25 protein-coding genes and 2 tRNA genes are annotated in these 25,836 nt (G+C 70.9%); 8 read left to right on the forward strand and 19 right to left on the reverse strand.

The annotated features are described in order from the left end of the window. Positions 1 to 151: 151 nt before the first annotated feature. The 5 genes from E4K62_RS09860 to E4K62_RS09880 form a co-directional block, all read right to left on the reverse strand. On the reverse strand, positions 152 to 826 hold the full coding sequence (locus tag E4K62_RS09860; protein ID WP_135066896.1) for an ATP-dependent Clp protease proteolytic subunit: 675 nt from the start codon (positions 824 to 826) through the stop codon (positions 152 to 154). 32 nt (positions 827 to 858) lie between these two features. Next, positions 859 to 1,458 carry an ATP-dependent Clp protease proteolytic subunit gene (locus E4K62_RS09865; protein ID WP_135066899.1) on the reverse strand — a complete coding sequence of 200 codons (600 nt, stop codon included), beginning with the start codon at positions 1,456 to 1,458 and terminating at the stop codon, positions 859 to 861. Positions 1,459 to 1,539: 81 nt separating this feature from the next. After that, a complete protein-coding gene (locus E4K62_RS09870; protein ID WP_135066902.1) occupies positions 1,540 to 2,031 on the reverse strand; it encodes a tetratricopeptide repeat protein in 492 nt (163 codons plus the stop codon). Between the two features lie 65 nt (positions 2,032 to 2,096). Further along, complete coding sequence (gene tig / locus E4K62_RS09875; RefSeq protein ID WP_135066905.1) at positions 2,097 to 3,689, reverse strand: trigger factor; 1,593 nt, start codon at positions 3,687 to 3,689, stop codon at positions 2,097 to 2,099. Between the two features lie 74 nt (positions 3,690 to 3,763). Further along, positions 3,764 to 3,837, reverse strand: a tRNA-Pro gene (locus tag E4K62_RS09880). Between the two features lie 248 nt (positions 3,838 to 4,085). Here E4K62_RS09880 and E4K62_RS09885 point away from each other — a divergent pair. After that, positions 4,086 to 4,159: transfer RNA gene (locus tag E4K62_RS09885), tRNA-Gly, on the forward strand. A 537-nt stretch (positions 4,160 to 4,696) separates the two neighbouring features. Here the strand turns inward: E4K62_RS09885 and E4K62_RS09890 are convergent. Then, entirely contained in the window at positions 4,697 to 5,227 is a 531-nt protein-coding gene (locus E4K62_RS09890) for a gamma carbonic anhydrase family protein (RefSeq protein WP_135066908.1), read from the reverse strand. 9 nt (positions 5,228 to 5,236) lie between these two features. Continuing rightward, positions 5,237 to 7,378: an acyltransferase family protein gene (locus E4K62_RS09895; RefSeq protein ID WP_135066911.1), complete on the reverse strand. Its 2,142-nt coding sequence runs from the start codon at positions 7,376 to 7,378 to the stop codon at positions 5,237 to 5,239. Positions 7,379 to 7,528: 150 nt separating this feature from the next. Between E4K62_RS09895 and E4K62_RS09900 the strand changes: the two genes are divergently transcribed. Next, on the forward strand, positions 7,529 to 8,011 hold the full coding sequence (locus E4K62_RS09900) for a Dps family protein (protein ID WP_135066914.1): 483 nt from the start codon (positions 7,529 to 7,531) through the stop codon (positions 8,009 to 8,011). Positions 8,012 to 8,056: 45 nt separating this feature from the next. Here E4K62_RS09900 and E4K62_RS09905 read toward each other — a convergent pair whose 3' ends face one another. From E4K62_RS09905 to E4K62_RS09930, 6 genes are all read right to left on the reverse strand, one after another. Then, entirely contained in the window at positions 8,057 to 9,544 is a 1,488-nt protein-coding gene (locus tag E4K62_RS09905; RefSeq protein WP_135066917.1) for an amidohydrolase family protein, read from the reverse strand. Beyond that, positions 9,541 to 10,176, reverse strand: a complete 636-nt coding sequence (locus E4K62_RS09910; protein WP_135066920.1) for an FMN-binding negative transcriptional regulator — start codon at positions 10,174 to 10,176, stop codon at positions 9,541 to 9,543. The genes E4K62_RS09905 and E4K62_RS09910 overlap by 4 nt, the downstream gene beginning before the upstream one ends. A 42-nt stretch (positions 10,177 to 10,218) precedes the next feature. Further along, positions 10,219 to 11,094 carry a hypothetical protein gene (locus E4K62_RS09915; RefSeq protein ID WP_135066923.1) on the reverse strand — a complete coding sequence of 292 codons (876 nt, stop codon included), beginning with the start codon at positions 11,092 to 11,094 and terminating at the stop codon, positions 10,219 to 10,221. A 79-nt stretch (positions 11,095 to 11,173) separates the two neighbouring features. Next, positions 11,174 to 12,172 carry an Fpg/Nei family DNA glycosylase gene (locus E4K62_RS09920; protein ID WP_135066926.1) on the reverse strand — a complete coding sequence of 333 codons (999 nt, stop codon included), beginning with the start codon at positions 12,170 to 12,172 and terminating at the stop codon, positions 11,174 to 11,176. Beyond that, a complete protein-coding gene (locus tag E4K62_RS09925) occupies positions 12,172 to 12,714 on the reverse strand; it encodes a ribose-5-phosphate isomerase (protein WP_135066929.1) in 543 nt (180 codons plus the stop codon). The genes E4K62_RS09920 and E4K62_RS09925 overlap by 1 nt, the downstream gene beginning before the upstream one ends. 10 nt (positions 12,715 to 12,724) lie before the next feature. Next, positions 12,725 to 13,915 carry a ferrochelatase gene (locus tag E4K62_RS09930; RefSeq protein WP_135066932.1) on the reverse strand — a complete coding sequence of 397 codons (1,191 nt, stop codon included), beginning with the start codon at positions 13,913 to 13,915 and terminating at the stop codon, positions 12,725 to 12,727. A 129-nt stretch (positions 13,916 to 14,044) separates the two neighbouring features. Between E4K62_RS09930 and pepN the strand changes: the two genes are divergently transcribed. From pepN to E4K62_RS09950, 4 genes are all read left to right on the forward strand, one after another. Further along, a complete protein-coding gene (gene pepN / locus E4K62_RS09935) occupies positions 14,045 to 16,588 on the forward strand; it encodes an aminopeptidase N (protein ID WP_135066935.1) in 2,544 nt (847 codons plus the stop codon). A gap of 68 nt (positions 16,589 to 16,656) precedes the next feature. Then, positions 16,657 to 17,841 carry a mechanosensitive ion channel family protein gene (locus E4K62_RS09940; RefSeq protein ID WP_187270377.1) on the forward strand — a complete coding sequence of 395 codons (1,185 nt, stop codon included), beginning with the start codon at positions 16,657 to 16,659 and terminating at the stop codon, positions 17,839 to 17,841. Further along, the gene (locus tag E4K62_RS09945) at positions 17,838 to 18,278 is read left to right on the forward strand and encodes a globin (protein WP_135066941.1); all 441 of its coding nucleotides are present in this window, start codon (positions 17,838 to 17,840) and stop codon (positions 18,276 to 18,278) included. The genes E4K62_RS09940 and E4K62_RS09945 overlap by 4 nt, the downstream gene beginning before the upstream one ends. Before the next feature lie 25 nt (positions 18,279 to 18,303). Continuing rightward, on the forward strand, positions 18,304 to 19,968 hold the full coding sequence (locus E4K62_RS09950) for an FAD-binding dehydrogenase (RefSeq protein ID WP_135066944.1): 1,665 nt from the start codon (positions 18,304 to 18,306) through the stop codon (positions 19,966 to 19,968). A 13-nt stretch (positions 19,969 to 19,981) separates the two neighbouring features. On the opposite strand, the gene E4K62_RS09955 is transcribed toward E4K62_RS09950, so the two are convergent. Further along, positions 19,982 to 20,653 carry a DUF8185 domain-containing protein gene (locus E4K62_RS09955; protein WP_135066947.1) on the reverse strand — a complete coding sequence of 224 codons (672 nt, stop codon included), beginning with the start codon at positions 20,651 to 20,653 and terminating at the stop codon, positions 19,982 to 19,984. Positions 20,654 to 20,702: 49 nt separating this feature from the next. On the opposite strand from E4K62_RS09955, the gene E4K62_RS09960 reads away from it, so the two are divergent. Continuing rightward, complete coding sequence (locus E4K62_RS09960) at positions 20,703 to 21,575, forward strand: acyl-CoA thioesterase (RefSeq protein WP_240742652.1); 873 nt, start codon at positions 20,703 to 20,705, stop codon at positions 21,573 to 21,575. Here E4K62_RS09960 and E4K62_RS09965 read toward each other — a convergent pair. From E4K62_RS09965 to msrA, 5 genes are all read right to left on the reverse strand, one after another. Further along, positions 21,566 to 22,063: an acyl-CoA thioesterase gene (locus E4K62_RS09965; protein WP_135066950.1), complete on the reverse strand. Its 498-nt coding sequence runs from the start codon at positions 22,061 to 22,063 to the stop codon at positions 21,566 to 21,568. The genes E4K62_RS09960 and E4K62_RS09965 overlap by 10 nt on opposite strands. After that, positions 22,056 to 23,735 carry an energy-dependent translational throttle protein EttA gene (gene ettA / locus E4K62_RS09970; RefSeq protein WP_135066953.1) on the reverse strand — a complete coding sequence of 560 codons (1,680 nt, stop codon included), beginning with the start codon at positions 23,733 to 23,735 and terminating at the stop codon, positions 22,056 to 22,058. The genes E4K62_RS09965 and ettA overlap by 8 nt, the downstream gene beginning before the upstream one ends. Positions 23,736 to 23,774: 39 nt before the next feature. Then, the gene (locus tag E4K62_RS18890) at positions 23,775 to 24,275 is read right to left on the reverse strand and encodes a DUF6993 domain-containing protein (RefSeq protein ID WP_240742653.1); all 501 of its coding nucleotides are present in this window, start codon (positions 24,273 to 24,275) and stop codon (positions 23,775 to 23,777) included. Between the two features lie 19 nt (positions 24,276 to 24,294). Further along, on the reverse strand, positions 24,295 to 24,816 hold the full coding sequence (locus tag E4K62_RS09980; RefSeq protein ID WP_135066956.1) for a single-stranded DNA-binding protein: 522 nt from the start codon (positions 24,814 to 24,816) through the stop codon (positions 24,295 to 24,297). Between the two features lie 147 nt (positions 24,817 to 24,963). Continuing rightward, positions 24,964 to 25,491: a peptide-methionine (S)-S-oxide reductase MsrA gene (gene msrA, locus E4K62_RS09985; protein WP_135066959.1), complete on the reverse strand. Its 528-nt coding sequence runs from the start codon at positions 25,489 to 25,491 to the stop codon at positions 24,964 to 24,966. A gap of 98 nt (positions 25,492 to 25,589) precedes the next feature. Between msrA and E4K62_RS09990 the strand changes: the two genes are divergently transcribed. Continuing rightward, positions 25,590 to 25,835 carry a hypothetical protein gene (locus E4K62_RS09990; protein WP_135066962.1) on the forward strand — a complete coding sequence of 82 codons (246 nt, stop codon included), beginning with the start codon at positions 25,590 to 25,592 and terminating at the stop codon, positions 25,833 to 25,835. Position 25,836 lies beyond the last annotated feature (1 nt).

Here is a 25,836-nt window from a genome sequence, read left to right on the forward strand (position 1 = left end):
GCTCCTCCTCGTCGCGTGCAGGACCTTGGTCCAGGGTGTATCGAGCCTAACCTCTGCAACCGACATCGGAGCGTATTGCGACGCCGTTCCGGCAACGTGTGGGCAACGCCGAAGCCCCCGCCGCGATGCGACGGGGGCTTCGGCATAGGCGTCAGCGCGTGAGCGCCGCCGTGGGCGTGCGCTTGCGGGTCGTGAGCACCTGGTCGACGAGGCCGTACACGACGGCCTCCTCCGCGGAGAGGATCTTGTCGCGATCGATGTCCTTGTTGACCTCTTCGGCCGTCTTGTTCGAGTGCTTGGCGAGGGTCGCCTCCAGCCACGTGCGCATCCGCATGATCTCCTGCGCCTGGATCTCGATGTCCGACGCCTGGCCGTGGCCGGCCTCGCCCATCGCAGGCTGGTGGATCAGGATGCGCGCGTTCGGCAGCGCCAGGCGCTTGCCCGGCGCTCCCGCTGCCAGCAGCACGGCCGCCGCCGACGCGGCCTGGCCGAGCACGACGGTCTGGATCTGCGGCGACACGTACTGCATCGTGTCGTAGATCGCCGTCATGGCGGTGAAGGATCCGCCGGGCGAATTGATGTACATGATGATGTCGCGGTCGGGATCCTGGCTCTCCAGGACCAGCAGCTGCGCCATCACGTCGTCGGCGGATGCGTCGTCGACCTGAACGCCGAGGAAGATCACGCGGTCTTCGAACAGCTTGTTGTAGGGGTCCTGGCGCTTGTATCCGTAGGCCGTGCGCTCCTCGAACTGCGGGAGGACGTAGCGGCTGCCGGGCATCTGCAGCGCCTGGGGCGCCGCGCCACCGAAAGTGGGTGTCTGCATATCGGGAATGTCCTTCTCTTTCGACGCGGGTCTCAGGCGTCCGCGCCGTTGTCGGCGGTGCCGCCGCCGCCGATGACGTCGGTGGCGGATTCGCGGATGTGGTCGACGAAGCCGTACTCCAGTGCCTCCTGGGCACTGAACCAGCGGTCGCGGTCGCCGTCGGCGTTGATCTGCTCGACGGGCTTTCCGGTCTGGGCTGCGGTGATCTCGGCGAGGCGCTTCTTCATGTCCAGGATCAGCTGCGCCTGGGTCTGGATGTCGCTGGCCGTGCCGCCGAAGCCGCCGTGCGGCTGGTGCAGGAGCACGCGCGCGTTGGGCGTGATGTAGCGCTTGCCCTTCGTGCCGCTGGTCAGCAGCAGCTGACCCATGGATGCGGCCATGCCGATGCCGACGGTGACGATGTCGTTGGGCACGAACTGCATGGTGTCGTAGATCGCCATGCCGGCCGTGATGGAGCCGCCGGGCGAGTTGATGTAGAGGTAGATGTCCTTCTCGGAGTCTTCCGCCGCCAGCAGCAGGATCTTGGCGCAGATCTCGTTCGCGTTGTCGTCGCGCACCTCCGAGCCGAGCCAGATGATGCGGTCCTTCAGCAGCCGGTCGAAGACGCTTGTTGCGACCAGGGGTTCGGGCATGTGTGCTCCAATTTCCGTTCGATCTGGCATTGAATCTACCGGCGCTCCCCGGGTGGGGTACGCGTGTTCGCCGTCGGCAGATCAGGCGCGTCGGTCCGCGATCTCCCGCGCGTACCCGGTCACCGATCGCGTGTACCGGGGCAGGTGGGGAGCGAGCGCCTGCAGCGCCACGGCCGCCGCGCGCTCGGACTCACCGGCGGAGACGAGCGCGAGGGCGAGGAACGCCGCGACCGCGTCGTGCAACGCCGTGCCCTCGGTGTGGGCGTACTCCGCCTCCAGCAGTCCGAGCGCCTCGTCCACGCGACCGAGATTGCGCAGGGTGCTGGCCAGCTGGATCACGGCCTGCGTACGCACGTCCGGGGCGAGCGGGCCGCGCAGGGCCGCCCGATACAGCGGCTCGGCGTCCTCCTCCATGCCCGCGGAGTCCCGCGCACCGGCGCGCTCGTACAGGGCGCGGGGATCGTCGGCATCCCGCTGCGCGGCCAGTGCGTCGATCGCGGCGATCCGCTCCAGGTCGCTGAGGGCGGCGTCCGCCCACACCGCCTCGACGCGCGTGGCCCATTCGTCGGTCATGCTCATCCTCCCGCGAAGAAGGGGGTGGGCGCCGTGGCTCCCACCCCCTTCTCACGAACCGTCGGTCACTCCGCGGCGTCGGTCTTCTTCTTGGCCGGGGCCTTCTTCGCCGCTGCCTTCTTGGCGGGAGCCTTCTCGGCCGGCGCCTCGTCGGCCGCAGCATCCTTCGCGGCGGCCTTCTTGGCGGGGGCCTTCTTGGCGGGAGCCTTGTCGGCGGCCGGTGCCTCGTCGTCAGCCTTCTTGGCGGCCTTCTTCGCGGGCGCCTTCTTGGCGGCCTTCTTCGGGGCCTCCTCGGCCTCGATGATCTCGTCGGCGTCCGCAGCGGCGTCGGCGATCTCCTGCGCCTCCTCCACGACCTCTTCCTCGGCGGCGGCCTCGTCCTCGACGGCGACGAAACCGGTCAGGTCGACCGGCTTGCCGTCGGTGTCGACGACGGTGACCTTGCTCAGCGCCACGGCGAGGGCCTTGTTGCGCGCGACCTCACCGACGAGGGCCGGCAGCTGGTTGCCCTGCTGCAGCGCGTCGACGAACTCCTGCGGCGCCATCCCGTACTGGGCGGCGGACTGGATGAGGTACTGGGTCAGCTCGTCCTGCGAGACCTGGACGTTGGCCTGCTCGGCGACCTTGTCCAGCAGCATCTGCGTGCGGAACTGCTTCTCGCTGGCCTCGGTGACCTCGGCGCGGTGCGCGTCGTCCTCGAGACGGTTCTCGTTCTCGAGGTGGGTGTGCACCTCGTCCTCGATGAGCTGCGGCGGCACGGGGATCTCCACCTGCGCGAGCAGCTCTTCGACGAGCTTGTCCCGCGCGGCCGAGCCCTGGGCGAACGTGGACTGCTGAGCGACGCGCTCCTTGAGGCTGTCGCGCAGCTCGCCGATCGTGTCGAACTCGCTCGCGATCTGGGCGAAGTCGTCATCGGCCTCGGGGAGCTCGCGCTCCTTGACGGCGACGATCGTGACGGCCACCTCGGCCTCTTCGCCGGCGTGGTCGCCGCCGACGAGCTTGGAGCGGAAGGTCGTCTCCTCGCCCGCGGTGAGCGACTCGATCGCCTCGTCGATGCCCTCGAGCAGCTCGCCGGAGCCGACCTCGTACGACACGCCCTCGGCGCGGTCGATCTCGGCGCCGTCGATCGTGGCGACCAGGTTGAGCTCGACGAAGTCGCCCGTGGTGGCGGGGCGGTCGACGGTGACGAGCGTGCCGAAGCGGCCGCGCAGGCGGTCGAGCTCCTCATCGATCGCGGCGTCGTCGACCTCCGCAGCATCCACCGTGATGGTGATGCCCTCGTAGGCGGGCAGGTCGAACTCCGGACGCACGTCCACCTCGACCTCGACGACGAGGTCGCCGGAGAAGTCCTTCAGCTCGGGCAGCGACACGACCTCGGCGCTGGGGCGGCCGATGACGCGCACGCCCTGGGCTTCGACGGCCTGGCGGTAGAAGCTGTCCAGGCCTTCGTTGACGGCGTGCTCGAGGACCGCGCCGCGGCCGATGCGCTGGTCGATGATCGGAGCCGGCACCTTGCCCTTCCGGAACCCGGGGATCTGCACGTCCTGCGCGATGTGCTCGTATGCGTGAGCGATGCTCGGCTTGAGCTCGTCGGGCGAGACCGTGATGTGCAGCTTGACCCGCGTGGGGTTGAGCTTCTCGACGGTGCTGTTGACCATGCCTGTTCGTTCTCCTCGTGTGTTCCGCGCGCATACGCGGGCGGTCGTAGGTCCGGTTCGTGGGGTTTCGTACGTCGGGGCGACAGGATTTGAACCTGCGGCCTCCCGCTCCCAAAGCGGGCGCTCTACCAAGCTGAGCTACGCCCCGGGCGATGCGCTCGTGCGCGCACGACGAACGGCCCCGCAAAGTCTAGTCGATCCGTCCACGCTCAACCTGTGCCGCCCACGCCGGGGCCCGCGGCCCGGCCCCACGACCGCGCCAGTTCGGCGCATCCGCGCCATTTCTTTACGTGGCGGATGCACCGAAGTGGCGCGGACCCGAGGCCCCGCGTGGCGCTCGTCGGGAGAGGCGCCGACGTTCGGTTAGACTCGGGATGCTGCGGCGTGAGCCGCTGCGGGGATGTAGCTCAATGGTAGAGCCTCAGTCTTCCAAACTGATGGTGCGGGTTCGATTCCCGTCATCCCCTCCACTTCCTTGCCTCGGGCCCGCTGCGGCCGTGCCCGAACTCCTCAAATCCGCGCGTTCCTGAGCGGCCAGACGGGTTTTCGCCGCCTCCTGCGCGGAGATTTGAGGAGTTCGGCTCCACCCGCGCTGACCGGGCGCGCAGGAACCGGTCGCGCCGCGGGGACGCGCTGTGCCTCCACTCCCGGCCCTCCACTCCCGGCCCTCCACTCCCGTTCCGCCTCCGACCACGCCGCGCCCGAACTCCTCAAGCACACCGCCCCAGACTGCGGCTGGGCCCATTTCCACCGCATGCGCGCGCGGATGTGAGGAGTTCGGGACCGGTCGCACCGAACGGCGGGACTGCGGCCGGCGCGCCAGGGCCCTATGGTGGGCGCGGCGCTCTGCTCCGCGCTGGACACGCCGGCTGGACGCCGGCCACCCGCGACGGAAAATCGCATCCACGTCGGAGCATCCCGTGCGTATCCTCCGACCTCAGTGCGATCCTCCGACCTCACTGCGATCCTCCGACGTGCCTGCGTGGGGGGACGCCGAGGCCGGCGCGTCAGAGGGCGGCGGCGTGGGTGCGGAGGTGGTCGCGGTAGACGTCGGCGTTGCGGCGGAGGCGCGCGCGCTCGTCGTCGGTGAGCTGGCGGCGCACCTTGGCGGGCACACCGGCGACGAGGGAGCCGTCCGGGATGACGGTGCCCTCCAGCACGACCGCTCCCCCGGCGATCAGGCACCCCGCGCCGATGACGGCGCCGGAGAGGATGACGCTGCCCATGCCGATGAGAGACCCGTCGCCGATCGTGCAGCCGTGGACGACGGCGTTGTGCCCGACCGAGACGTTCTCGCCGATCTGCACGGGCGAGTCCGCATCCACGTGCACCGAGACGTTGTCCTGGAGGTTGCTGCCTGCCCCGACCGTGATGGGGGCGCTGTCGGCGCGCAGCACGGCGTTGTACCAGACGCTCGCCTCCGGGGCGAGGCTCACGGCACCCACGACCCGGGCTCCGGGCGCGACGAACGCCGACGGATCGATCGACGGGGTGGCGTCGGGAAGGGCGAGAACGGTGGCGTCGGCGGCGATCGTCATGCCGCGAGCCTACTCAGGCCGCGCCATCGCCTCGCCGACGGCGGTCGCCAGCCACGGCGCGAGGGTGTCGGCGAAGGTGACGGTGAGGTGGTCCTGGTCGCGGTACACGTTGGCTCCGCCGACCACCGGTGAGCAGATGTCCCCCGCGCAGTACACGTCGGTGAAGTCCAGGAGCGTGACGCCGTCGGCGCCCTCGGCCGCCGCGCGGACGGGATCCTCCCCCACCAGCACCTCCGACCGCGGCGCGTCGCACTCGGCGGCGTCGCGGATGCGGAGGCATTTGTTGGGATCGGTCTCCCACACCGGGTTGTCCACCACCGTGATCACCGGAACGCCGCGGTCGGTCATCGTGGCCCACGCTTCCCGGTAGCCGGCCACCGCGGCATCGAAGGACGAGTCGAACCCGTCCGCGGAGTACGGCGTGGTGGCGATGGCCGCCGTGAAGACGGCATCCGTGTCGGAGGCGGCCAGCTCATCGGCCACCCCCGCGCGCCACTGGGTGCACGCCTCTCCGAATGCTCCGGGCGTGGACAGCGGTGTGGCGTTCCACGGGCACGCGCCCTTGAAGAACGTGACCAGACGCCACCCCTCCTCGTCGGCGATCCGCTGGAAGGTGGGCAGCAGCTGGTAGGCGTGGCTGTCCCCCACCAGCGCGACCGTAGGGGCGTCGGCGGCCTCCGAGCCGAACTCGCACGAGACGACCTCCGCGTTGTTCAGCTGTACGAAGCACTGCTCGTCGGCCGGACGGTCCACGCCCGCGAAGCCGGGAGCAGGCAGCACGGTGTCGTCCCATTCGGTCCCGCCGCACTCCTCCGACAGGACCGCGGCCGCGCCGAAGCAGTCGGGCGGATCCTCGCGCAGCTGCTCGAGGGCCTGCACCCCGTCGCGGTAGGCGGGGGCGTTCACGGCCCATGCCGCGCCCGCCGTGCCGCCCACCAGCAGCATCGCCGCGAGCGATGACCACAGCGTCACGCGCGCCCGGCGGGAGGTCAGCGCCCGCCAGGAGCGGGTGGGATCCTCCACGAAGCGCTTGGTCAGCCACGCCAGGACGAAGCACAGGGCCAACAGCGCGACGCGGTGGTAGATCGTCAGGCCCCAGAAGGGCACCGACGGCGCGATCACGATGAGCGGCCAGTGCCACAGGTACAGCGAATACGAGATGTCGCCGACGAACTGCGCCGGCCGCAGCGACAGGATCCGCGTGGGATACCACCACCGCGCGGTGTTCGACGCCGCGATGACCGCTGCCGCACCGAGGGTGGGGAGGGCTGCGGCGTAGCCGGGGAAGGGCGTCTGCCCGTCGAAGCGGAACGCGACGAAGACGAGTGTGAGGATGCCGCCCCATCCGAGCACGAAGCTGACCACCGGATGCTGCACCCGCAGCAACGGCACGAGAGCGATCATCGCCCCCACTCCGAACTGCCACATGCGCCCGAAGGTGACGAAGTAGGCGGGGGCGGGGTCGGTGAGGGTGAACACGACGCAGAACACGAACGACGCCGCCGACACGAGCCCGAGCACGACGAGGACCGCGCGGCGGGTGGACCCGCGGAACCACTTCACGCCGATCCATGCCGCCAGCAGCATGAGCAGCGGCCACATGACGTAGAACTGCTCCTCCAGCGACAGCGACCAGTAGTGCTGCACCGTCGTGGGCTCCCCGCCGTGGCCGAGGTAGTCGGCCGAGGTGAGGGCGAGGAACCAGTTCTCCACGTAGAAGGTGGATGCGACGATCTCCTGCACCTCGTTCGGCAGAGCCGAGGTCGGGGTGAGGTACGGGGACATCGCCACGAGCGCGCAGAACAGCAGCACCAGCAGCGACGCGGGCAGCAGCCGACGCGCCCGACGTGCCCAGAACTGCGCGAGGCGCACGGTGCCGGTCGCGGTCAGTTCGCGCATGAGGTGCCCGGTGATGAGGAAGCCGGAGATCACGAAGAAGACGTCGACGCCGACGTACCCGCCGGGCAGCCGGCCGGGCCAGAAGTGGTAGAGCACGACCAGAAGCACGGCGATCGCGCGCAGGCCCTGCACGTGCGGCAGGAAGCGCGCCGGCTCCGCGTGCTCGGGAGAGCGGTCGGCAGGGATCCGGCGACGCAGCTGCGCCGGATCGCCGAGGTTCTGCGGAGCGGGGAGCGGGTCGGCGGAAGGCACCACTCGACGGTAGTCGACGCAGAGCCGGCGGCCTGGGATTTCGCCCCTCGACGCGGTGTAAGCCCAGCCTTCGCTTCCTTGCGGAATGCCTCGCGCTGAGTAGCGTTGTCTTCCTCGGGCATCCCGTGCCCAGTACGGAGGCGAGAAGACATGACTGACACGCACACCACCCCGGCCACCGCGGCCGACCCCACCGTCGCCGCAGCCGCTGCCCAGTTCCTCAGCCCGGTCGTGGCTGGTCTGACCGCCCTGTCGGTCAACGGCAAGCAGGCGCACTGGAACGTGCGCGGATCCAACTTCATCGCGATCCATGAGCTCCTCGACACCGTCGTGGACCACGCCCGCGAGTGGGCCGACGACGCCGCGGAGCGGATCGTCGCCCTCGGCCTGCCGGTGGACGGACGCCTGTCCACGACCGCGGAGAAGACGACGTCGGCCGTTCCGGCGGGCTTCACGCCGTGGGAGGACATGGTCCGCACCGTCATCTCCGACATCGACGGCGTCCTCACCGACCTGCAGGCCGCGATCGAGGGGCTCGATGAGATCGACCTAACCAGTCAGGACGTCGCGATCGCGATCAAGGAGGGGCTGGAGAAGGACCGCTGGTTCCTCTTCGCGCACCTCGCGGAGTAAGCACGCTTCGACCAAGCCCCCGGCGCTGCCGGGGGCTTCGTCGTGTCATCGGGCGTGGGTGACCCGCCCGGCCACGAGCGTGGTCCGCACCTCCATGCTCCGCAGTCCGGCCTCGCCGGCGACGCGCGGATCGGTTGCGCATACGGCGAGGTCGGCGACCGCCCCCGGTTCGATCCTCGCAGGCGCGCGTGAGCCGCCGGCAGTGGATGCTGCCAGCGCGGTGGCGAACGGAAGCCGCTCGTGCGGCAGCCACGGGTCTCGCCCGTCCCGGGTGCGGAACACCGCGCCGGCCATCGCCGCCCACGGGTCCAGCGGCGTGACCGGAGCATCCGAGCCCAGGAGGAGGTTCGCCCCCGCATCGGCCAGCGACCTGAGCGGGTACGGCTGGGCCGTCTGCGCGGCCCACACGGTGTCGACGAGATCGCGGTCGTCCAGGGCGTGCTCGGGTTGCACGCTCGCCGAGACCCCCAGACGCGCGAAGCGCGGGATGTCGGTGTGTCGCACGAGCTGGGCGTGCTCGATGGATCCGCTCGCCCCCGTCGCGGCGAACGCGTCGAGGGCCGCGGTGTTCGCGACGTCGCCGATCGCATGCACGGCGCACTCCAGGCCCGCCGCCGTCGCGCGGGTCATGAGCTCGAGCAACGTCTCGCGGTCGACGGTCAGCACACCGTGCCCGCCCTCCGCGTACGCGTGCGAGCACGCCGCCGTGCGGGTGCCCAGCGATCCGTCGGTGATGACCTTGAGCCCGCCGACGCGGACGAGGCCTTCGGGGTCGCCGTCGACGGGGTCGTCCGTGCGCAGGCCGGCGGAGATCGCGAGGTCGAGGTGCTCGGGGTAGATCCCGTACCGGATGCGCAGCCCGTCGAAGCCGTCGGCGGCGCGGCGCTGCCACGCGTCGTGGTTCCATGCCATGTCCAGGTCGACGATGCCGACCACCCCGCGCGCGGCCGCCGCGCGGGCGAAGGCGCTCACCCGCCGGTCGCCGGCGGGTGCGTCCACGGCGTTGAGCCGGCGGGAGATCTCGAACGCATCCGCCTCCCGCAGCACGCCGTCGGCGGGGGCGGGGAACCGCTCGCGGCGCAGCGCCGCGGAGTTCAGCCACACGCTGTGCACGTCGGCGTTGATGAGGTAGGTGGGCACCTCACCCGTGGCCCGGTCCAGCACGTCCAGGCTCGGCGCGTCCGGCCAGAACGCGTCGCGGAAGCCGGTGCCCACGCGCCGGCCGTCCTCGGGTGTCACCGAGCCCATCACCGCCGCCGCTTCAGCCGCGGATGCGGCATGTCCGAGGGGCGCCCGCTCCCCGGCGAGGGCCGCCTGCAGCACGTGGACGTGATGGTCCCACAACCCCGGCACGATCCAGGCGCCGTCGACGTCGAGCACCTCTCCGACCGCGCGCAGCACACCCGTCGGAGCGATGTCGGCGATGCGACCGCCCGCCAGGACGATGTCGACGGGATCGTCGTCGGGAAGCAGCTCGCCACCCGGGCCTGCGATGCGCGCCGCTCGGATGGTGCCGACGTGCGCGCCGATCACGCGCGCGTCCGCGCGTCGGCTGCCCGCTGCATCTCGGCGGCCAGCCGCGGCTGCGCGTACGGACCGTCGCCGGAGAGCTCGGCGATGATGGTCTCCACGACGCCGGGCTCCTTGTTCTGACTCAGCTTGCGCTTGGCCACCACACGCGAGGGCGTCAGGCGGAAGCCGACGGTGCCCTTCTCCAGCCGCTCCACGAACGCGGCGTCGTTCGGCCGCTCCCACAGGGGGCGAGGTTGGGGCAGTGCGCTCTCGAAGCGCGCGACGAGGCGATCGAGCACCTGCAGGTTCTCCTCGGGCGTGAGCAGCTCCGGGATCCCCGTCAGGTGGGCGGAGACGAAGTTCCAGGTCGGCACGGATGCCACGTCGCCGTACCAGCCCGGTGAGATGTACCCGTGCGGACCTTGGACGACGACGAGCAGCTCGCGGTCGCCGAGCCCGTGGATGAGGTCGTCGGGCTTGCCCACGTGCCCGACGATGGTGAGGTCGTCGCGGTCCTCATCCAGCATCACGGCGTAGTGGGAGGCGACCATGCCGTCCGCCGTCGCACTGACGAGCGTGACCCACGGGTTCTCCTCCACCAATCGCCGCAGTTCGCCCACGTCGGTGACCGCGAAGCTCGGGTTCTGTCGCATGGCTGCCAGCCTATTTGCGACGGCGGGGCTCGTCATCCGCCGTCACGTGTAGGACTCCACGCGCTCGACGGGCAGGCCAGAGCGCCACGCGTTCAGGGCCAGCGCGACCGCCACGGCGATCAGGCCCAGTCCGATGCCGACGGCGCTCCATCCGAATCCGGGGCTGTGCAGGTGCACCCCGAGCGGGCTCAGTCCCAGCGCGGCACCCGCGAACCCCGCGACCGCGAGCTCGGCGCGCCAGATGTGCGAGAACGCGCGCCACCACAGCTGCGATCGCGATCCTTCCCGGATCGCGGCGGCATGGCGTGTCAGCGCCCGATTGAACGTCAATTTCTTCAGCAGCGACACGGCGACCATGGCTGTCAGGACACCGCTGATCACGCCGTAGACCGACACGGTCAGCCAGAACTGCTCGGCGGCGGAGGATCCATCCGGGATATGGAAGGCGCCCTGCGCGTCTCGGACGACGGGCATCACCATTACGAGGAGCCAGGCGGCCAGCGGCAGCGCCAGGAGGACGGCGTGTGCACCGACGCCGAGCGGGCGCAGGTCGACGGAGAAGCTGCCCCCTGACCGCGAGCCCGGTGTCACGCTCCACCGGCCGCGCCACGCGTACTGCCCGAAGAAGAAGGCCACCATCGACAGCAGGAGCATGAGGGTCGGGAATGCGATCGTGGTGGTGCCGGCGACGTCGTCCTCGAACACCGTGGCGACGGAGTCTCCGCCCGCCGTGAGCGCGAGCAGCCACGCCACGGCTCCGGCGGCGACGGCCAGCGCCGCGACGCCGACGAGGTTGCCGGCCACGGCGACGATGCTCCCCCGCCGAGGGGCGGAGCCGCCCTGACGCGGCGCGGGGGCACCGCGCGACCCCTTTTTCTTTTTCTTCTTGGATGATGCCGTGCGGGTGGCGCGGGCCATGGGGTTCCCCTCGGGACGGCCCGAGCCCGTCACAGCGGGAGGGACAGGTGGTGCCGGTGCAGCTCTGGGCGGACCGTGATCACCGCTGGCAGGAAGGGCACCAGTATAGGTTCCGGCCCGCCGCCTCCTCGACGACGATCTCCGTCCCGCACACGCGGCAGGGCAGGCCCGCACGGTGGTACACCCAGTGGCGGTCGTCCCGGCTCGCCATCGCACGCCGGTACGCGTCGGGATCGAGGTCGTCCATCGTCATCATCTGGCCCGTGTCGACGCCGATCGTCAGGAGCCGCGCCCAGTCCCGCCACAGTCCGCGGACGAGCTCTTCGGGAACATCCCGCCCCGGGGTGTGCGGGTTCAGGCGCGCGCGGAACAGCAGTTCGGCCCGGTAGACGTTGCCGATGCCGCTGACGACGGACTGATCCATCAGGAGCAGGCCGATCGCCGTCGCCCGTCGCCGCACTGCGCCCACGAAGCGCTCCTCGCCGGCGTCGGCACCGTCCACGAGCGGGTCGGGGCCGAGTTTGGCGACCGTCGCGGCGACCTCGTCCGGAGTCTGCAGCACGCACGCGGTCGGACCGCGCAGGTCGGCGCACGTGACGTCGGTGAGCAGGCGCAGCCGCACCTGTCCTACCACCGGCGGCGGCCATTCGAGCTCCTCCTGGAGCCCCGTGGTCTGCTCGGACATGCGCACGCGCCCGCGCGCCCTGCGCGGGGCACCGATGGAGGACAGCGAGTTCTCGCCCGCGGCATCCAGGATCGGATCGTCGCCGACGTCGGTGCCGCGCTGGTTGGTCTGCCCCATGCGGCCGTTGGCCGAGGCGATGGTGGGATCGACGAGGATCTCCCCGGCGAAGTCCCACGCGCCGTACAACCCCAGATGCACCCGCAGCCACAGGTCGTCCTCGAACTCGAGGAACATCTGCTTGCCCACCGCGCGCACAGACGTCGCCGCGCGCCCGGAGATCACCTCGGCGCCCTCGGCGAACCGCCCCTGCGGGCTGGACGCGGCGACCACGCGTCCTACGAAGTTGCGGTCGAACTGGCGGGCGATGCGGTGGACGGAATGCCCCTCGGGCATCAGCCTGCCTCGGGGTCGAACCCGTCGCCGTCGGCGAGCACGTCCGGCTGCGTGACGGCGGCCCTCGGGTCGGGCAGCAGCGCGCCGTCGAGTTCGAACGCCGCGATCTGGGCGATGCGGCGGGAGTGCCGCTCGTCTCCGGAGAACGGCGTCGCGACGAACCGGTCGATGAAGGCGGATGCTTCGTCGAAGGTGTGCTGACGGGCGCCGATCGCGATCACGTTGGCGTCGTTGTGCTCACGGGCCAGTTCCGCGGTGGCGATGCTCCACACCAGGGCTGCCCGCACGCCGCGCACCTTGTTCGCCGCGATCTGCTCGCCGTTGCCGGAGCCGCCGAACACGACGCCGAGCGCCTCGATGCCGTCCTCCTGATCGCGGACGACCGCCTGCGCGGCGCGGATGCAGAAGGCCGGGTAGTCATCCAGCGCGTCGTACTCGAGCGGACCGTGGTCGATGACGTCGTGTCCCTGCGCGCCGAGGTGGTGCTGCAGTTGCGTCGAGAAGTCCATACCCGCGTGGTCGGTGGCGATGTGGATGCGCATGACTGTCATCCTAAGGAGCCACGCCGGCGGCGGCCGGCTTGAACCCCGCCCGCACGTTCTCGCAGCAGCCGGGGCGGCAGACATCGAACCACGGGCCCAGCGCGGTCGCGTGCGGACGTTCGGCGGCGGGGGTCCCCCGCAGCCGCTCCTCGATGAGGTCGACCAGGCCCGACACGTACGCCGGGTCCACGCCGGGCGTCGGCGTGCGGACGGCCCGCAGGCCCGCCTCGGCGGCAGCCTCCATGGCCTCGGTGTCGAGGTCCCACAGAACCTCCATGTGGTCGCTGACGAACCCCAGCGGCACGATCGCGACCGCCTCGACGCCCTCGGCGGGAAGTCCCGCGATCACGTCGTTGACGTCGGGTTCCAGCCACGGCTGCTGCGGCGGTCCCGACCTCGACTGGTAGACCAGATCCCACGCGACCTCGGCGACGGATTCGGCCAGTTCGGCCATCACCAGTTCGGCGACGGCGCGGTGCTGGGCCGCGTAGGCGCCACCCTCCCCCAGGTCCAGGTCGCGCGGTCCGGAGCGCTCGGCATCGGCGATCGGGATCGAGTGGGTGGAGAACAGCACGCGGATCGCCTCGGGCGCGATGCCGTCGGCGAGGAAGTTCCGCACAGCCGTGCGCACGCCCTCGATGAACGTCGCGACGAAGCCGGGGTGGTCGAAGAACTGCCGCACCTTGTCGATCGTGACCGTCTCACCCAGCCCGGTGGACTCCAGCACCCGGGCGAAATCCTCCCGATACTGGCGGCAGCTGGAGAAGGAGCTGTAGGCGCTGGTGGCGATGGCCAGCAGCGTCGTATCGCCCGCGGCCGCGGCATCCTGCACCGCCTCTTCCAGGTAGGGGGCCCAGTTGCGGTTTCCCCAGTACACCGGCAGCCCGAGGCCCCGGCGCTCGATCTCGGCTTCCAGCGCGGCCTTCAGCGCACGGTTCTGCGCGTTGATCGGGCTGACGCCGTCGAAGTGGCGGTAGTGGTGCGCGACCTCCTCCAGGCGCTCGTCGGGGATGCCGCGTCCGCGGGTGACGTTGCGCAGGAAGGGGATGACGTCCTCCTGCCCCTCGGGCCCGCCGAAGCCGGCCAGGAGGATGGCGTCGTAGGCGACGGGCTCTTCGATCCACGGCAGACCCGAACGCGCGGCGGGGCTGGCGTAGGGAACGGGCTCGGTGGCGGGGGGCTGGGGAGCTTGTGGCGGCACCTCTCCATCTTCTCACCGTCCCCGCGCCCGCTCTCCGTTCCCGGGGAGCCCGGCGCTAGGCTGTTACGGTTGCCGCCGGCGCCAGCAGCGCCTCGCGACATCCCGCCTCTTACCCCTGGGAGCATGCACGTGCCTGGAGAGAACCTCACCCGCATCGAGGCGCAGGAGCGCCGCGCCGTCGTCGACACCCACTCGTACGAGGTCGCCCTCGACCTCACGCGGGGCGCGGAGGTGTTCGGGTCGCGGACGGTCATCCGCTTCGCCGCCGCCGAGGGCGCAGACACCTTCGTCGACCTGATCGCGCGCGAAGTGCGCGAGATCACCCTCAACGGCCGTCCGGTCGACCTGGCCGCCTTCTCCGACTCGCGCATCGCGCTGAGCGGCTTGGCCGCCGAGAACGAACTCGTCGTGGACGCGGACTGCCTGTACACCAACACCGGTGAGGGGCTGCACCGCTTCGTCGACCCGGTCGACGAAGAGGTCTACCTGTACTCGCAGTTCGAGGTTCCCGACTCACGGCGGATGTACGCCGTCTTCGAGCAGCCGGATCTGAAGGCCGCCTTCCAGTTCACCGTCACCGCCCCCGAGCAGTGGGCGGTGGTCTCCAACTCCCCCACGCCCGAGCCGCAGCGCCACGGCGACGGGACGGCCACGTGGACGTTCGAGCCCACGCCGCGGATCTCGTCGTACATCACCGCGCTCATCGCCGGCCCCTACGAGTCGACGTTCTCGGAGCTGACCAGTTCCTCCGGCCGTGTCATCCCGCTGGGCGTCTACGCGCGCAAGAGCCTGTGGCAGTACCTGGACGCCGACTACGTCTTCGACAAGACGCGCGAGGGCTTCGCCTACTACGAGGAGAAGTTCGCCTACCCGTACCCGTTCGCCAAGTACGACCAGCTGTTCGTGCCGGAGTTCAACGCCGGTGCGATGGAGAACGCCGGAGCGGTCACCTTCACCGAGTCGTACGTGTTCCGCAGCAAGGTCACCGACGCCATCAAGGAGCGTCGCGTCGTCACGATCCTGCATGAGCTCGCGCACATGTGGTTCGGCGACCTCGTGACCATGAAGTGGTGGAACGACCTGTGGCTGAACGAGTCGTTCGCCGAGTGGGCGTCCACGATCGCCACCGCCGAGGCCACCGAGTGGACGCACGCGTGGACGACGTTCAACGCCATGGAGAAGACCTGGGCCTACCGGCAGGACCAGCTCCCCTCCACGCACCCTGTGGTCGCCGAGATCAACGACCTCGAAGACGTGCAGGTCAACTTCGACGGCATCACCTACGCCAAGGGCGGTTCGGTGCTCAAGCAGCTGGCCGCCTGGGTCGGCATCGAGCAGTTCTTCGCCGGCGTCGCGGCGTACTTCGCCAAGCACGAGTGGTCCAACACCGAGCTGCCCGACCTGCTGTCCGAGCTCAAGGCCACGAGCGGCCGCGACCTCGCCGGCTGGTCGAAGAAGTGGCTGGAGACGGCGGGCGTGAACACGCTCTCGCCGCTCATCGATGAATCCTCCGACGGCACGATCTCCCGCTTCGGGATCGTGCAGACCGCGCCTGCGGACTACCCGACGATCCGTCCGCATCGCCTGGGCGTGGGGTTCTACGACCTCACCGACGGCGCCCTCGAGCGCACGCACTACCTGGAGCTGGACGTGGACGGCGACCGCACCGACGTGCCCGAGCTGACCGGCCACCGCCGCCCCGACCTCGTGCTGCTGAACGACAGCGACCTCGCCTACGCCAAGATCCGGCTGGACGAGCGGTCGCTGCGCACCGCCATCGCGCACCTGAAGGACATCAGCGACCCCCTCGCCCGCTCGCTGGTGTGGGGCGCGGCCTGGGACCAGACGCGGGATGCCGAGGCCTCCGCGAGCGACTACGTCGACCTCGTGCTGCGCAATATCGGCGCCGAGACCGAGTCCACCACCGTCCGCACGACCCTTGCGCAGCTGCAGCTCGCGGCCAATTCCTACGTCGCCCCGGAGACCCGCGACGCCACGCGCGAGCGGGTCGCGGCAGGCCTCTGGGAGCTGGCGCAGGCCGCCGAGCCCGGCAGCGACAGCCAGCTGCAGTTCGTCACCGCGTTCGCCTCGGCCGCGGCGACCGCCGACCAGTGGGACCAGGTGCGCGCGCTCCGCGACGGGCAGACGCGGCTGGAAGGCCTCGAGATCGACACCGACCTGTCGTGGCAGCTGCTGGTCTCCCTCGCCGCCGGCGGACGTGTCGGGGTCGCCGAGATCGACGCCGCCCTCGAGGCAGACAACACCGCGAAGGGCGGGGAGTTCGCCGCGCAGGCGAAGGCTGCGCTGCCGGATGCGGCGGCGAAAGCCGCGGCCTGGGACGCGCTCGTCGCCAACGACGAGGCGCCCAACACGATCGTGCGGGCGGCGGCCGCGGGCTTCGTCCACCCCGCGACGGTCGACGCACTCCGGCAGTTCGTGGCGCCCTACTTCGACATGCTGCTGCCCATCTGGGAGTCGCGGACCTACCAGATCGCGCAGTATCTGATCGTGGGCCTGTACCCCGCGCCCCTCGCCGACGTCGCACTGCGCGATGCCACGCGCGCGTGGCTGGCGGAGCACCCCGACGCCCCGCCGGCCCTCCGCCGCCTCGTTCACGAGAACCTCGCGGGCGTCGAGCGCGCCCTCGCGGTGCAGGAGCGCGACGCGGAGTAGCGCGGCACGCCGCACGGATGCCTCGACGCCCAGCCGGCGCCGAGGCATCCGTCGTTAGCATGGGAGGGATGTCCGCTCCCACTCCCCCGCCCGAGACCGACGTGACGAACCCGGATTTCTGGGTGCGTGTCGGGGAGGTCGCCCTCGATGTCGGCCTCAAGGCCCTCAACGTCGTCGTCGTGATCGCGGTGAGCGTGCTGCTCGCGTGGCTCCTCCGGTTCGTGATCCGCCGCGTCGTGGGGCGCATCGTCAACGGTGCCAAGAGCAAGGCGAACGTCGACGACACGCAGGCGCTGGAGCGCTCGCCCCTGAGCGCGGTGCGACTCGTGCAGCGCACGCGCACGCTCGGCTCCATCCTGCAGAACATCGTCAACGTGGCCGTCGTGGTGATCGCCCTCGTCCTCATCGCCGGCATCGTGGCCCCCGACATCCTCGCCTCGCTGACCCTGCTGACCGCCGCGATCGGCGCGGGCCTGGGTTTCGGCGCGCAGAACATCGTCAAGGACGTGCTCAACGGCATCTTCATCGTCGCCGAGGATCAGATCGGCATCGGCGACGTCGTCGATGTCGGCCTCGCCACCGGCGTGGTGGAGTACGTCAGCGTCCGGATCACGCACGTCCGCGACGTCAACGGCACGCTGTGGTACGTCCGCAACGGCGAGATCACGCGCATCGGCAACATGTCGCAGGGCTGGTCGCGCGTCATCGTCGACCTGGCCGTGCCGGCGGACGCCGACGTCGGCGAGGTCGAGTCTGCGATGCTCGGGGCCGCCCAGACCCTCACGAAGGATGCGAAGTGGCGCACGCGCATCATCGAGCAGCCCGAGATCTGGGGCCTGGAGTCCGTCAGCGGCGACGCCCTCGTCATCCGCATCGTCTTGAAGACCCGCGCGAACGCGAAGGACGACGTCGCCCGGGAGCTGCGGATGCGGCTCAAGCGCGCGATCGAAGAGCTGGGGCTGAAGATCCCTCAGCTGAACTCCATCGTCCTCTCCGGCCCCGAGGGGGCGCAGCGCGTGCGGGGGGCCAACCCGCCCAGGACGCGTCCGAACCCGGTGACACCGGAGCGCCCCGTGTGGAAGCCGCGCCGCAAGCGCGCGGGCGCGGAGGACGCCGGCGGCAAGGACACCGGCGCGAAGGACACCGGCACCTCCGCGACGGCGCCGAAGACTCCCCTCGCGCCCAGGACGCCACCGGCCGAGCGCGCCACCGGGAAGCCCGCGCCGGGCAGCACCGAGGAGCCGGGCGCATGAGCGAACCGTTGAGCTTCTTCGACGAGGTCGGCGGCGAGGCGGTGTTCCGCCGCCTGGTCGAGGTCTTCTACCGCGAGGTGGCCCTGGACGACGTGCTCAAGCCGATGTATCCGGAAGAGGACCTGGGGCCGGCGCAGGAGCGCCTGACCCTCTTCCTCATGCAGTACTGGGGCGGACCCACCACCTACAGCCAGGGCCGCGGTCACCCGCGCCTGCGGATGCGGCACATGCCGTACGTCGTGGACGCGGATGCGCGCGACCGGTGGCTGCGCTGCATGCGCACCGCCGTCGACGAGCTCGAACTGCCTCCCCTGCACGAGGCCACCCTGTGGGACTACCTCTCCCGCGCGGCCTATGCCATGGTGAACACGATGGACGCGACGGGCGACCGGGGAGCCCGGTCATCGCTGCCACTGGCGGGAGACGACCGCCGCTGACCGCCGGGACGACGAAGGAGTCGCCATGACCGTCCGGACGCACGACACCGACGTGCTCATCATCGGGTGGGGCCTGGCGGGCCTGGTCGCCGCACGCGAGGCCCTGCGCGCGGGGAAGCGGATCGTCGTGGTCGATCAGGAATCGCGCACGAACCTCGGGGGTCAGGCGTGGTGGTCCTTCGGCGGCCTGTTCTTCATCGACTCCCCCGAGCAGCGGAGACTCGGGATCACCGACTCGCTCGACCTGGCCCGTCAGGACTGGTTCGGCACGGCCGGTTTCGATCGGCCGGAGGACGCGCGGCCGCGGGAGTGGGCCGAGGCCTACCTCGCCTTCGCCGCCGGCGAGAAGCGCGCGTGGCTGAAAGAACTCGGCATCGGGTTCTTCCCCATCGTCGGGTGGGCCGAACGCGGCGGGTACACGGCACTGGGCCCTGGCAACTCGGTACCCCGCTTCCACATCGCGTGGGGCACGGGCCCCGGCATCGTGGCGCCGTTCCAGGCCGCACTCGAAGAGGCAGAACGCGACGGGCGCGCCGTCGTCCTGCCGCGCCATCGGGTGACGCAGCTGCGCACCGCCGGAGGCGTCGTCGTCGGCGCGGCCGGCGACGTACTGGCACCCACGGGCGCGCCCCGGGGCGCGGCATCCTCGCGCGAGAGCATCGGCGGCTTCGAGGTGAACGCGGCGGCCACCGTGGTCTCGGCCGGCGGCATCGGCGGAAACCAGGACCTCGTCCGCGCGCAGTGGCCCGCCCGCCTGGGAGAGCCGCCGCGGTCCATGGTCACCGGCGTGCCGGCCTACGTGGACGGGTCCATGCTGGACATCGCCGGCGAGGCGGGGGGCCGGCTCATCAACGGCGACCGCATGTGGCATTACGTCGAGGGCATCCGCAATTGGGACCCGGTATGGCCCTCGCACGGCGTCCGCATCCTGCCCGGCCCCTCCTCGCTGTGGCTGGATGCCACGGGCCGTCGGCTGCCCGCTCCCCTGTTCCCCGGCTTCGACACGCTGGGGACTCTCGCCCACCTGCGCGCCACCGGCTACGACCACTCGTGGTTCGTCCTGTCCTCGCGCATCGTGGAGAAGGAGTTCACCCTCTCCGGCAGCGAGCAGAACCCCGACCTGACCGGCAAGGACCTGGGCCTGCTCGTCCGTTCCCGCCTGGGCAAGGGCGCGGCAGGTCCGGTGCAGGCCTTCCTGGACCACGGGGAGGATTTCGTCGTGCGCGAGGACCTCGACGGACTCATCGCCGGGATGCGGGCCCTGCCCGGCGGGGAGGCGCTGGACGCCGCCTGTGTGCGCGCGGAGGTGGAGGCCCGCGACCGCGAGATGGCGAACGACTTCACCAAGGACGCGCAGATCGCGATGCTCCGCTCCGCGCGCGCCTTCCGCGGCGACCGCATCATCCGCACGGCCGCACCCCACCGCATCCTCGACCCCGCCGCCGGCCCGCTGATCGCGGTGAAGCTGCACGTCCTCACGCGAAAGTCGCTGGGCGGCCTGGAGACCGACCTGGGCGGCCAGGTGCTCGGCGACACCGGCGCACCGGTACCGGGCCTGTACGCCGCCGGTGAGAGCAGCGGGTTCGGCGGCGGCGGGATGCACGGCTACCGGGCGCTGGAGGGGACGTTCCTGGGCGGCTGCCTGTTCTCCGGCCGCGCGGCCGGACGCGCCGCGGCCGCGGCCCAGTAACCCCGGTCGGCCCTCACTCCGGGCCGGTGCGGCGCACGGGCGTCAGCCCGGCGCGCACGGGCCCGCGCACCAGCACGTGTCCGCGCCGGAGCGAGATCCGCGTCCACGGGCCGGCGGAGCGCATGCTCGCCGTCTCCTCACCGGCGATGAAGCCGAGGGCGAAGGCCGCGAACGCCACCCCCAGCGGCAGGCCGCCCAGGGCGTCGTCGGGCGGCCCCCACACCTGGGCGCGGACGGCACGGACGGCGTCCTCTCCGGCGTCGACCGGCACCCGGTCGGCGACGGCGGCGATCCCCCACTGCGCGCGCGCGGCCAGGACGGATGCGGTCAGCTCGCCCGCCGCGGCCCATCCGCCGCGCGGCGGCGACACACCGGCCCAGCTCGCCGAGAGCGCCGTGGCCGGCAGCGCCACGGCCGCCGAGTCATCCAGCGCCGTCGTGAGCGCGTCGGCGGCGACGACGAGGTCGCATTCCAGCTCGGGATCCACGCCCATCGCGCGCATCCCCAGGATCGTGGGCGTGCTGTCGCCCAGGCCGCGCGGGGCCAGCGGCGCGCACGTCACCACGAGCGTCCCCGCCGCCGCGCGCAGCCGCACCGCGCCGTCCCCGAGCCGCGAGGCGCGGGAGGCGAAGGTGAGCAGATCGGCCGCGGCCAGCGCGTCGGGGAAGATCAGGCGCGGGGACACCCGGCCTAAACTATCAAGGGGCGGTGGACACCCGCCGGTAGGAGGACGAGTGTCGGACGCGGTCGACCCGGTGCAGGCGCTGCTGGATGTGCTGGATCTGAAGGATGCCGGCGCACGCACCACCGAGGACATCTTCACCGGCACGTCCCAGCCGATGCCCACGGGGCGCGTGTACGGGGGTCAGGTGCTGTCGCAATCGGTGGTCGCCGCCGCGCGCACGCTGCCGTCCGATCGCATGATCCACTCCATGCACGGGTACTTCCTGCGCCCCGGCGATGTCGAGGACGGCATCACCTTCTCCGTCGATCGCATCCACGACGGCCGTTCGTTCTCCACCCGGCGAACCCAGGCGTACCAGGCGGGCGTGCCGATCTTCTCGATGATCGCCTCGTTCCAGGACGAGGACCCCGGCGTGGACCACCAGGAGCCGATGCCCGACGTCCCCGATCCCGACGACCTGGCCGATCCGGCGCTCGGCCCCGAGGCGCAGCATCCCATGACGCGGCGGCTCTTCAATGCGCGGCCCGTCGACCTGCGCCACGTGCCCTCTTCGATCTACTTCGAGGTCACCGGCGACCCCGCGCCGCGCCAGGCGGTGTGGATGCGCGCACGGCGGCGCCTCCCCGACGACCGGCTGCTGCACCGCGCCGCTCTCGGCTATCTGAGCGACCTGACGATCCAGGAACCGATCCTGCGCGCCCACGGCATCCCGTGGTCGTATCCGGGACTGCGCGTGGCGAGCCTGGATCACGCCATGTGGTGGCACCGGGACGCGCGGGTGGACGACTGGCTGCTCTACGTGCAGGAGTCCCCCAGCGCCCGCGGCGGACGGGGGCTTGCCACCGGGCGGATCTACACCCGCGAGGGCGTCCTGGCCGCCAGCGTGGCGCAGGAGATCATGGTGCGCATCCCTCAGGACTGACGGCGCCGCCGGTAATCGATCGGCTCGTCGAGGAACGGCGTCCACGCGGCGCGCTCCTCGGCGCTCCAGCGCTGGGGGCGGCCGGTGGCGGTGTCGACGATCACGACCACGGCCGTGGCCCGCGCGTACAGCACCTGCTCCTCGTCGCCGAGCGGGCTGTACACCTCGAAGCACACGTCCGCGCTGGAACCGCCGATGCGCCCGATCCACAGCTGCACGTCCAGCGGCCGCTGCCCGTACGGCACCGGCCGGTAGTACTCGATCTCCTGGCGGGCGATGAGGGTCGCACGGGCGCCGCCGTTCTCCAGCACGTCCATGTCGAACACGGCCGTGGGAAGCGGCTCCGCGGTGCCGTCGCCGCGCCAGAAAGCCCGCAGCCGGGCCTCTTCGAGCAGCTTCAGCATCGAGGTGTTGTTGACGTGACCGAGCGCGTCCAGGTCGCCCCAGCGCAGGTGGATGGGGATGTGCAGGCGCGGCCGGTCAGTCACGCGTGAGCTTGCGGTAGGTGGAGCGGTGCGGGTTGGCGGCATCCGGGCCGAGGCGCTCGATCTTGTTCTGCTCGTAGGCTTCGAAGTTGCCCTCGAACCAGTACCACTTGTCGGGCTGCTCCTCGGTGCCCTCGTACGCCAGGATGTGCGTGGCGATGCGGTCCAGGAACCACCGGTCGTGCGTGATGACCACCGCGCAGCCGGGGAATTCCAGGAGGGCGTTCTCCAGCGACCCCAGGGTCTCGACGTCGAGGTCGTTGGTCGGCTCGTCCAGCAGCAGCAGGTTGCCGCCCTCCTTGAGCGTGAGCGCGAGGTTCAGGCGGTTGCGCTCACCACCGGAGAGCACGCCGGCCTTCTTCTGCTGGTCGGGTCCCTTGAAGCCGAACTTCGACACGTAGGCGCGCGAAGGGATCTCCACCTTGCCGACCGTGATGATGTCCAGCCCGTCGGAGACGACCTCCCACAGCGACTTGTTCGGGTCGATGTTGGCGCGCGACTGGTCGACGTAGCTGATCTTGACCGTCTCGCCGATCTTGAGCTGGCCGCCGTCCAGCGGCTCCAGGCCCACGATCGTCTTGAACAGCGTCGTCTTGCCCACGCCGTTGGGGCCGATGACGCCGACGATGCCGTTCGGCGGCAGGCTGAAGCTCAGTCCGTCGATGAGCGAGCGGTCGCCGAAGCGCTTCTGCAGATTCTTCGCCTCGATCACGACACTGCCCAGACGCGGCCCCGGCGGGATCTGGATCTCCTCGAAGTCGAGCTTGCGCGTGCGGTCGGCTTCGGCGGCCATCTCCTCGTAGCGCGCCAGGCGCGCCTTGGACTTGGCCTGGCGTCCCTTGGTGTTCGAGCGGACCCAGTCCAGTTCGTCGGCGAGCCGCTTGGCCAGCTTGGCGTCCTTCTTGCCCTGGACCTCCAGGCGCTCGCGCTTCTTCTCCAGGTACGTGGAGTAGTTGCCCTCGTAGCCGATGAGGCGGCCGCGGTCGACCTCGGCGATCCATTCGGCGACGTTGTCGAGGAAGTACCGGTCGTGCGTGACGGCGATGACGGCGCCGGGGTATTTCTGCAGGTGCTGCTCCAGCCACAGCACGCTCTCGGCGTCCAGGTGGTTGGTCGGCTCGTCCAGCAGGAGGAGGTCGGGCTTCTGCAGCAGCAGCTTGGTCAGCGCGACGCGGCGCTTCTCACCACCGGACAGCGGCGCGATCTCGGCGTCGCCGGGAGGCGTGCGCAGCGCGTCCATCGCCTGCTCGAGCTGCGAGTCGAGGTCCCACGCGTCCGCGGCGTCGATCTCCTCCTGCAGCGTGCCCATCTCCGCCAGCAGCGCATCGAAATCGGCGTCGGGGTCGGCCATGAGACCGGAGATCTCGTTGAAGCGGTCGACCTTCGCCTTGATCGCGATGCCGTCCTGGATGTTCTCCAGCACGGTCTTGGATTCGTCCAGCTCCGGCTCCTGCATGAGGATGCCCACGGTGAAGCCCGGGCTGAGCTTGGCCTCACCGTTGGAGGGAGTGTCCATCCCTGCCATGATCTTCAGGATCGTCGACTTACCCGCACCGTTCGGACCGACCATGCCGATCTTGGCACCGGGAAGGAACGCCATCGTGACGTCGTCGAGGATCAGCTTGTCGCCCACGGCCTTACGGGCGCGCACCATCGAGTAGATATATTCCGCCATAACCTGTCCAGTCTACGGTCCGCCGCCTGGACGCCGCCGTCACCAGTCGATCGGACGGGTGTTGCCGACGAGGCAACCGCCGGACTCGAGCCCGGGCATCACGGCGGTCACCGGGTCGCCGGTGGCGGGTCCCACCTGCCCGATGAGGCACTCCTCGCCCCACCGCACGGAGAATTGGATGCTTTCGGCGGGGTTGCCCACCGTCGACTCGTCGGCGGTGACCTGCATCGCCGTCCGATCGAATCCGGCCGCGGTGAGAGCGTCGATATAGGCACGCCCCGCCACTCGGTCCGGGTCAGGTCCGGCCCACACCGCCTGGACGATGCCGGTGAAGAAGGGCAGGTTGTCCTCGGCGGTGCCGTCGGGCACCAGCGCCGGCGCGGCCGGCGTCGGCGGAGCGTCGGACGGCGTGGGCGCCGGTGACGCGGCCGTCTGCGTGGGAGCAGGCTCGGATGCGGGGGTGCACGCCGTGGCCGTTGCGGTCAGCGCTCCGGCGAGCAGGAGGGCGGCAAGACGCCGGGTCAGGAGCGTTCGGGCCACGAGGGCAGTCTATGCCGCCTCAGAACGGCGTCTCGTCCGGGCCCCCCGAGGCCGCGGAGACCCTGTCCGCCCCGGCACCCACCAGATCCCCGGCCGGGATGGTCCAGCCGCTCGCATCGGTGGCGCCGGCGGCGGCCTGCTCGCCCGTACGGGCCTGCTCCCCCGCTCCCCGGTCGGCGTCCCCGCCGTCCGCGCGCTGGTAGGACGTGGTGCCCCACAGCAGGTCGTGGCCGACGGAGTCGGCGTCGATCTCGGCCGTCGTGCCGCGTTTGCTCCCGGTGTCCCAGTCGCGCAGCCGCAGTCGTCCGGTGACGACCACCCGGTCGCCCTGATGCAGCGACGCGTAGGCGTGCTCACCCAGCCCGCGGAAGGCGGACACCGTGAACCAGTTCGTGTACTGCTCGACCCACTTCCCGCTCCCGCGGTCGAACCGGCGGTGCGGGGATGCCACGCGGAACGAGGTGACCCGCACGCCTTCGGCGATCGTGCGCTGCTCGGGCTCGGTGGCGATATTGCCGGTGACGGTGATGATCTCGGTCATGTCGCATCCTCTCGGTCGGATGCTCCGGTGACCGCGTGCCCGTCGGGCACCGGAGCTGTCACCATCGTCGCGAGCGGATGCGGGCCCTGGACGGCCACGCACCTGGGCTGGGGACAGGCCGCGCTGCACGCGGCCTGGGGAGGAGACTCAGCCGGCCAGGATGTAATCGGCGAAGCGGGCTCGCACCTTGCTCACCTTCGGGACGGCCACGGCCAGGCAGTACCCCTGCGTGGGATTATTCGCGAAGAAGTCCTGGTGCTCGTCCTCGGCCGGGAAGAACTCCCCGAGCGGTTCGATGGTGGTGACGACCCCGCCGTCCCACCACTGCGATGCGCGGTCGCGTGCTGCCTCGAACAGCCGGCGCTGCCCGTCGTCGGCGAAGAACATCGCGCTGCGGTACTGCGTCCCGATGTCGTTGCCCTGCCGGTTCAGCTGCCGAGGGTCGTGCATCGTGAAGTACGCGTCGAGGATCACCTCGGGCGGGATGACGTCGGAGTCGAAGGAGACCGCGACCGCTTCGGCGTGCCCGGTGCGTCCCGTGCACACCTGCTCGTAGGTCGGGGCGGGCATCTCACCCCCGGTGTAGCCGGAGACCACAGAGGTCACGCCGCGCAGCACGCGATACGCCGCATCCAGGCACCAGAAGCAGCCGCCTGCCAGCACGAACGTGGTCATGAGTCCTCCTCTGGTCCGGCCCTCGCCTCCACGCTACGCGCTTCCCCTGCCCGCCCGGCGGCGCAGCGATGTCGGAGGGGGTGCCTACCGTGGACACCATGATCACGATCGACACGCCCGAGCTGCCGGCACTGGCCTGGGCGCGCGTGCAGGTCGTCGGCCGGGGCCGGTGGCGGGTGACCGACCGCTCCGGACGCGTTCTCGGGCACGTGCACCGCGTCGCCACCGATCGGGGCTGGCGGTACGCCGCCGAGCGCTTCCACCTCGCGTCGCGGTCGTTCCGCCGGCTGGGCGAATTCTGGACGCCGGATGAGGCACTCGAGTGCCTCAGGTATCAGCGCTGAC

Origin of the sequence: Microbacterium wangchenii, from assembly GCF_004564355.1 — a bacterium.
Taxonomy (GTDB): Bacteria; Actinomycetota; Actinomycetes; order Actinomycetales; family Microbacteriaceae; genus Microbacterium; species Microbacterium wangchenii.

What these genes read in the sequence shown, in the direction of transcription:
- E4K62_RS09860 (WP_135066896.1), bottom strand. Translation starts at nt 826, where the DNA reads ATGCAGACACCCACTTTCGGTGGCGCGGCGCCCCAGGCGCTGCAGATG.
- E4K62_RS09865 (WP_135066899.1), bottom strand. Translation starts at nt 1,458, where the DNA reads ATGCCCGAACCCCTGGTCGCAACAAGCGTCTTCGACCGGCTGCTGAAG.
- E4K62_RS09870 (WP_135066902.1), bottom strand. Translation starts at nt 2,031, where the DNA reads ATGACCGACGAATGGGCCACGCGCGTCGAGGCGGTGTGGGCGGACGCC.
- tig (WP_135066905.1), bottom strand. Translation starts at nt 3,689, where the DNA reads ATGGTCAACAGCACCGTCGAGAAGCTCAACCCCACGCGGGTCAAGCTG.
- E4K62_RS09890 (WP_135066908.1), bottom strand. Translation starts at nt 5,227, where the DNA reads ATGACGATCGCCGCCGACGCCACCGTTCTCGCCCTTCCCGACGCCACC.
- E4K62_RS09900 (WP_135066914.1), top strand. Translation starts at nt 7,529, where the DNA reads ATGACTGACACGCACACCACCCCGGCCACCGCGGCCGACCCCACCGTC.
- E4K62_RS09910 (WP_135066920.1), bottom strand. Translation starts at nt 10,176, where the DNA reads ATGCGACAGAACCCGAGCTTCGCGGTCACCGACGTGGGCGAACTGCGG.
- E4K62_RS09915 (WP_135066923.1), bottom strand. Translation starts at nt 11,094, where the DNA reads ATGGCCCGCGCCACCCGCACGGCATCATCCAAGAAGAAAAAGAAAAAG.
- E4K62_RS09920 (WP_135066926.1), bottom strand. Translation starts at nt 12,172, where the DNA reads ATGCCCGAGGGGCATTCCGTCCACCGCATCGCCCGCCAGTTCGACCGC.
- E4K62_RS09925 (WP_135066929.1), bottom strand. Translation starts at nt 12,714, where the DNA reads ATGCGCATCCACATCGCCACCGACCACGCGGGTATGGACTTCTCGACG.
- E4K62_RS09940 (WP_187270377.1), top strand. Translation starts at nt 16,657, where the DNA reads ATGTCCGCTCCCACTCCCCCGCCCGAGACCGACGTGACGAACCCGGAT.
- E4K62_RS09945 (WP_135066941.1), top strand. Translation starts at nt 17,838, where the DNA reads ATGAGCGAACCGTTGAGCTTCTTCGACGAGGTCGGCGGCGAGGCGGTG.
- E4K62_RS09950 (WP_135066944.1), top strand. Translation starts at nt 18,304, where the DNA reads ATGACCGTCCGGACGCACGACACCGACGTGCTCATCATCGGGTGGGGC.
- ettA (WP_135066953.1), bottom strand. Translation starts at nt 23,735, where the DNA reads ATGGCGGAATATATCTACTCGATGGTGCGCGCCCGTAAGGCCGTGGGC.
- E4K62_RS09980 (WP_135066956.1), bottom strand. Translation starts at nt 24,816, where the DNA reads ATGACCGAGATCATCACCGTCACCGGCAATATCGCCACCGAGCCCGAG.
- msrA (WP_135066959.1), bottom strand. Translation starts at nt 25,491, where the DNA reads ATGACCACGTTCGTGCTGGCAGGCGGCTGCTTCTGGTGCCTGGATGCG.
- E4K62_RS09990 (WP_135066962.1), top strand. Translation starts at nt 25,590, where the DNA reads ATGATCACGATCGACACGCCCGAGCTGCCGGCACTGGCCTGGGCGCGC.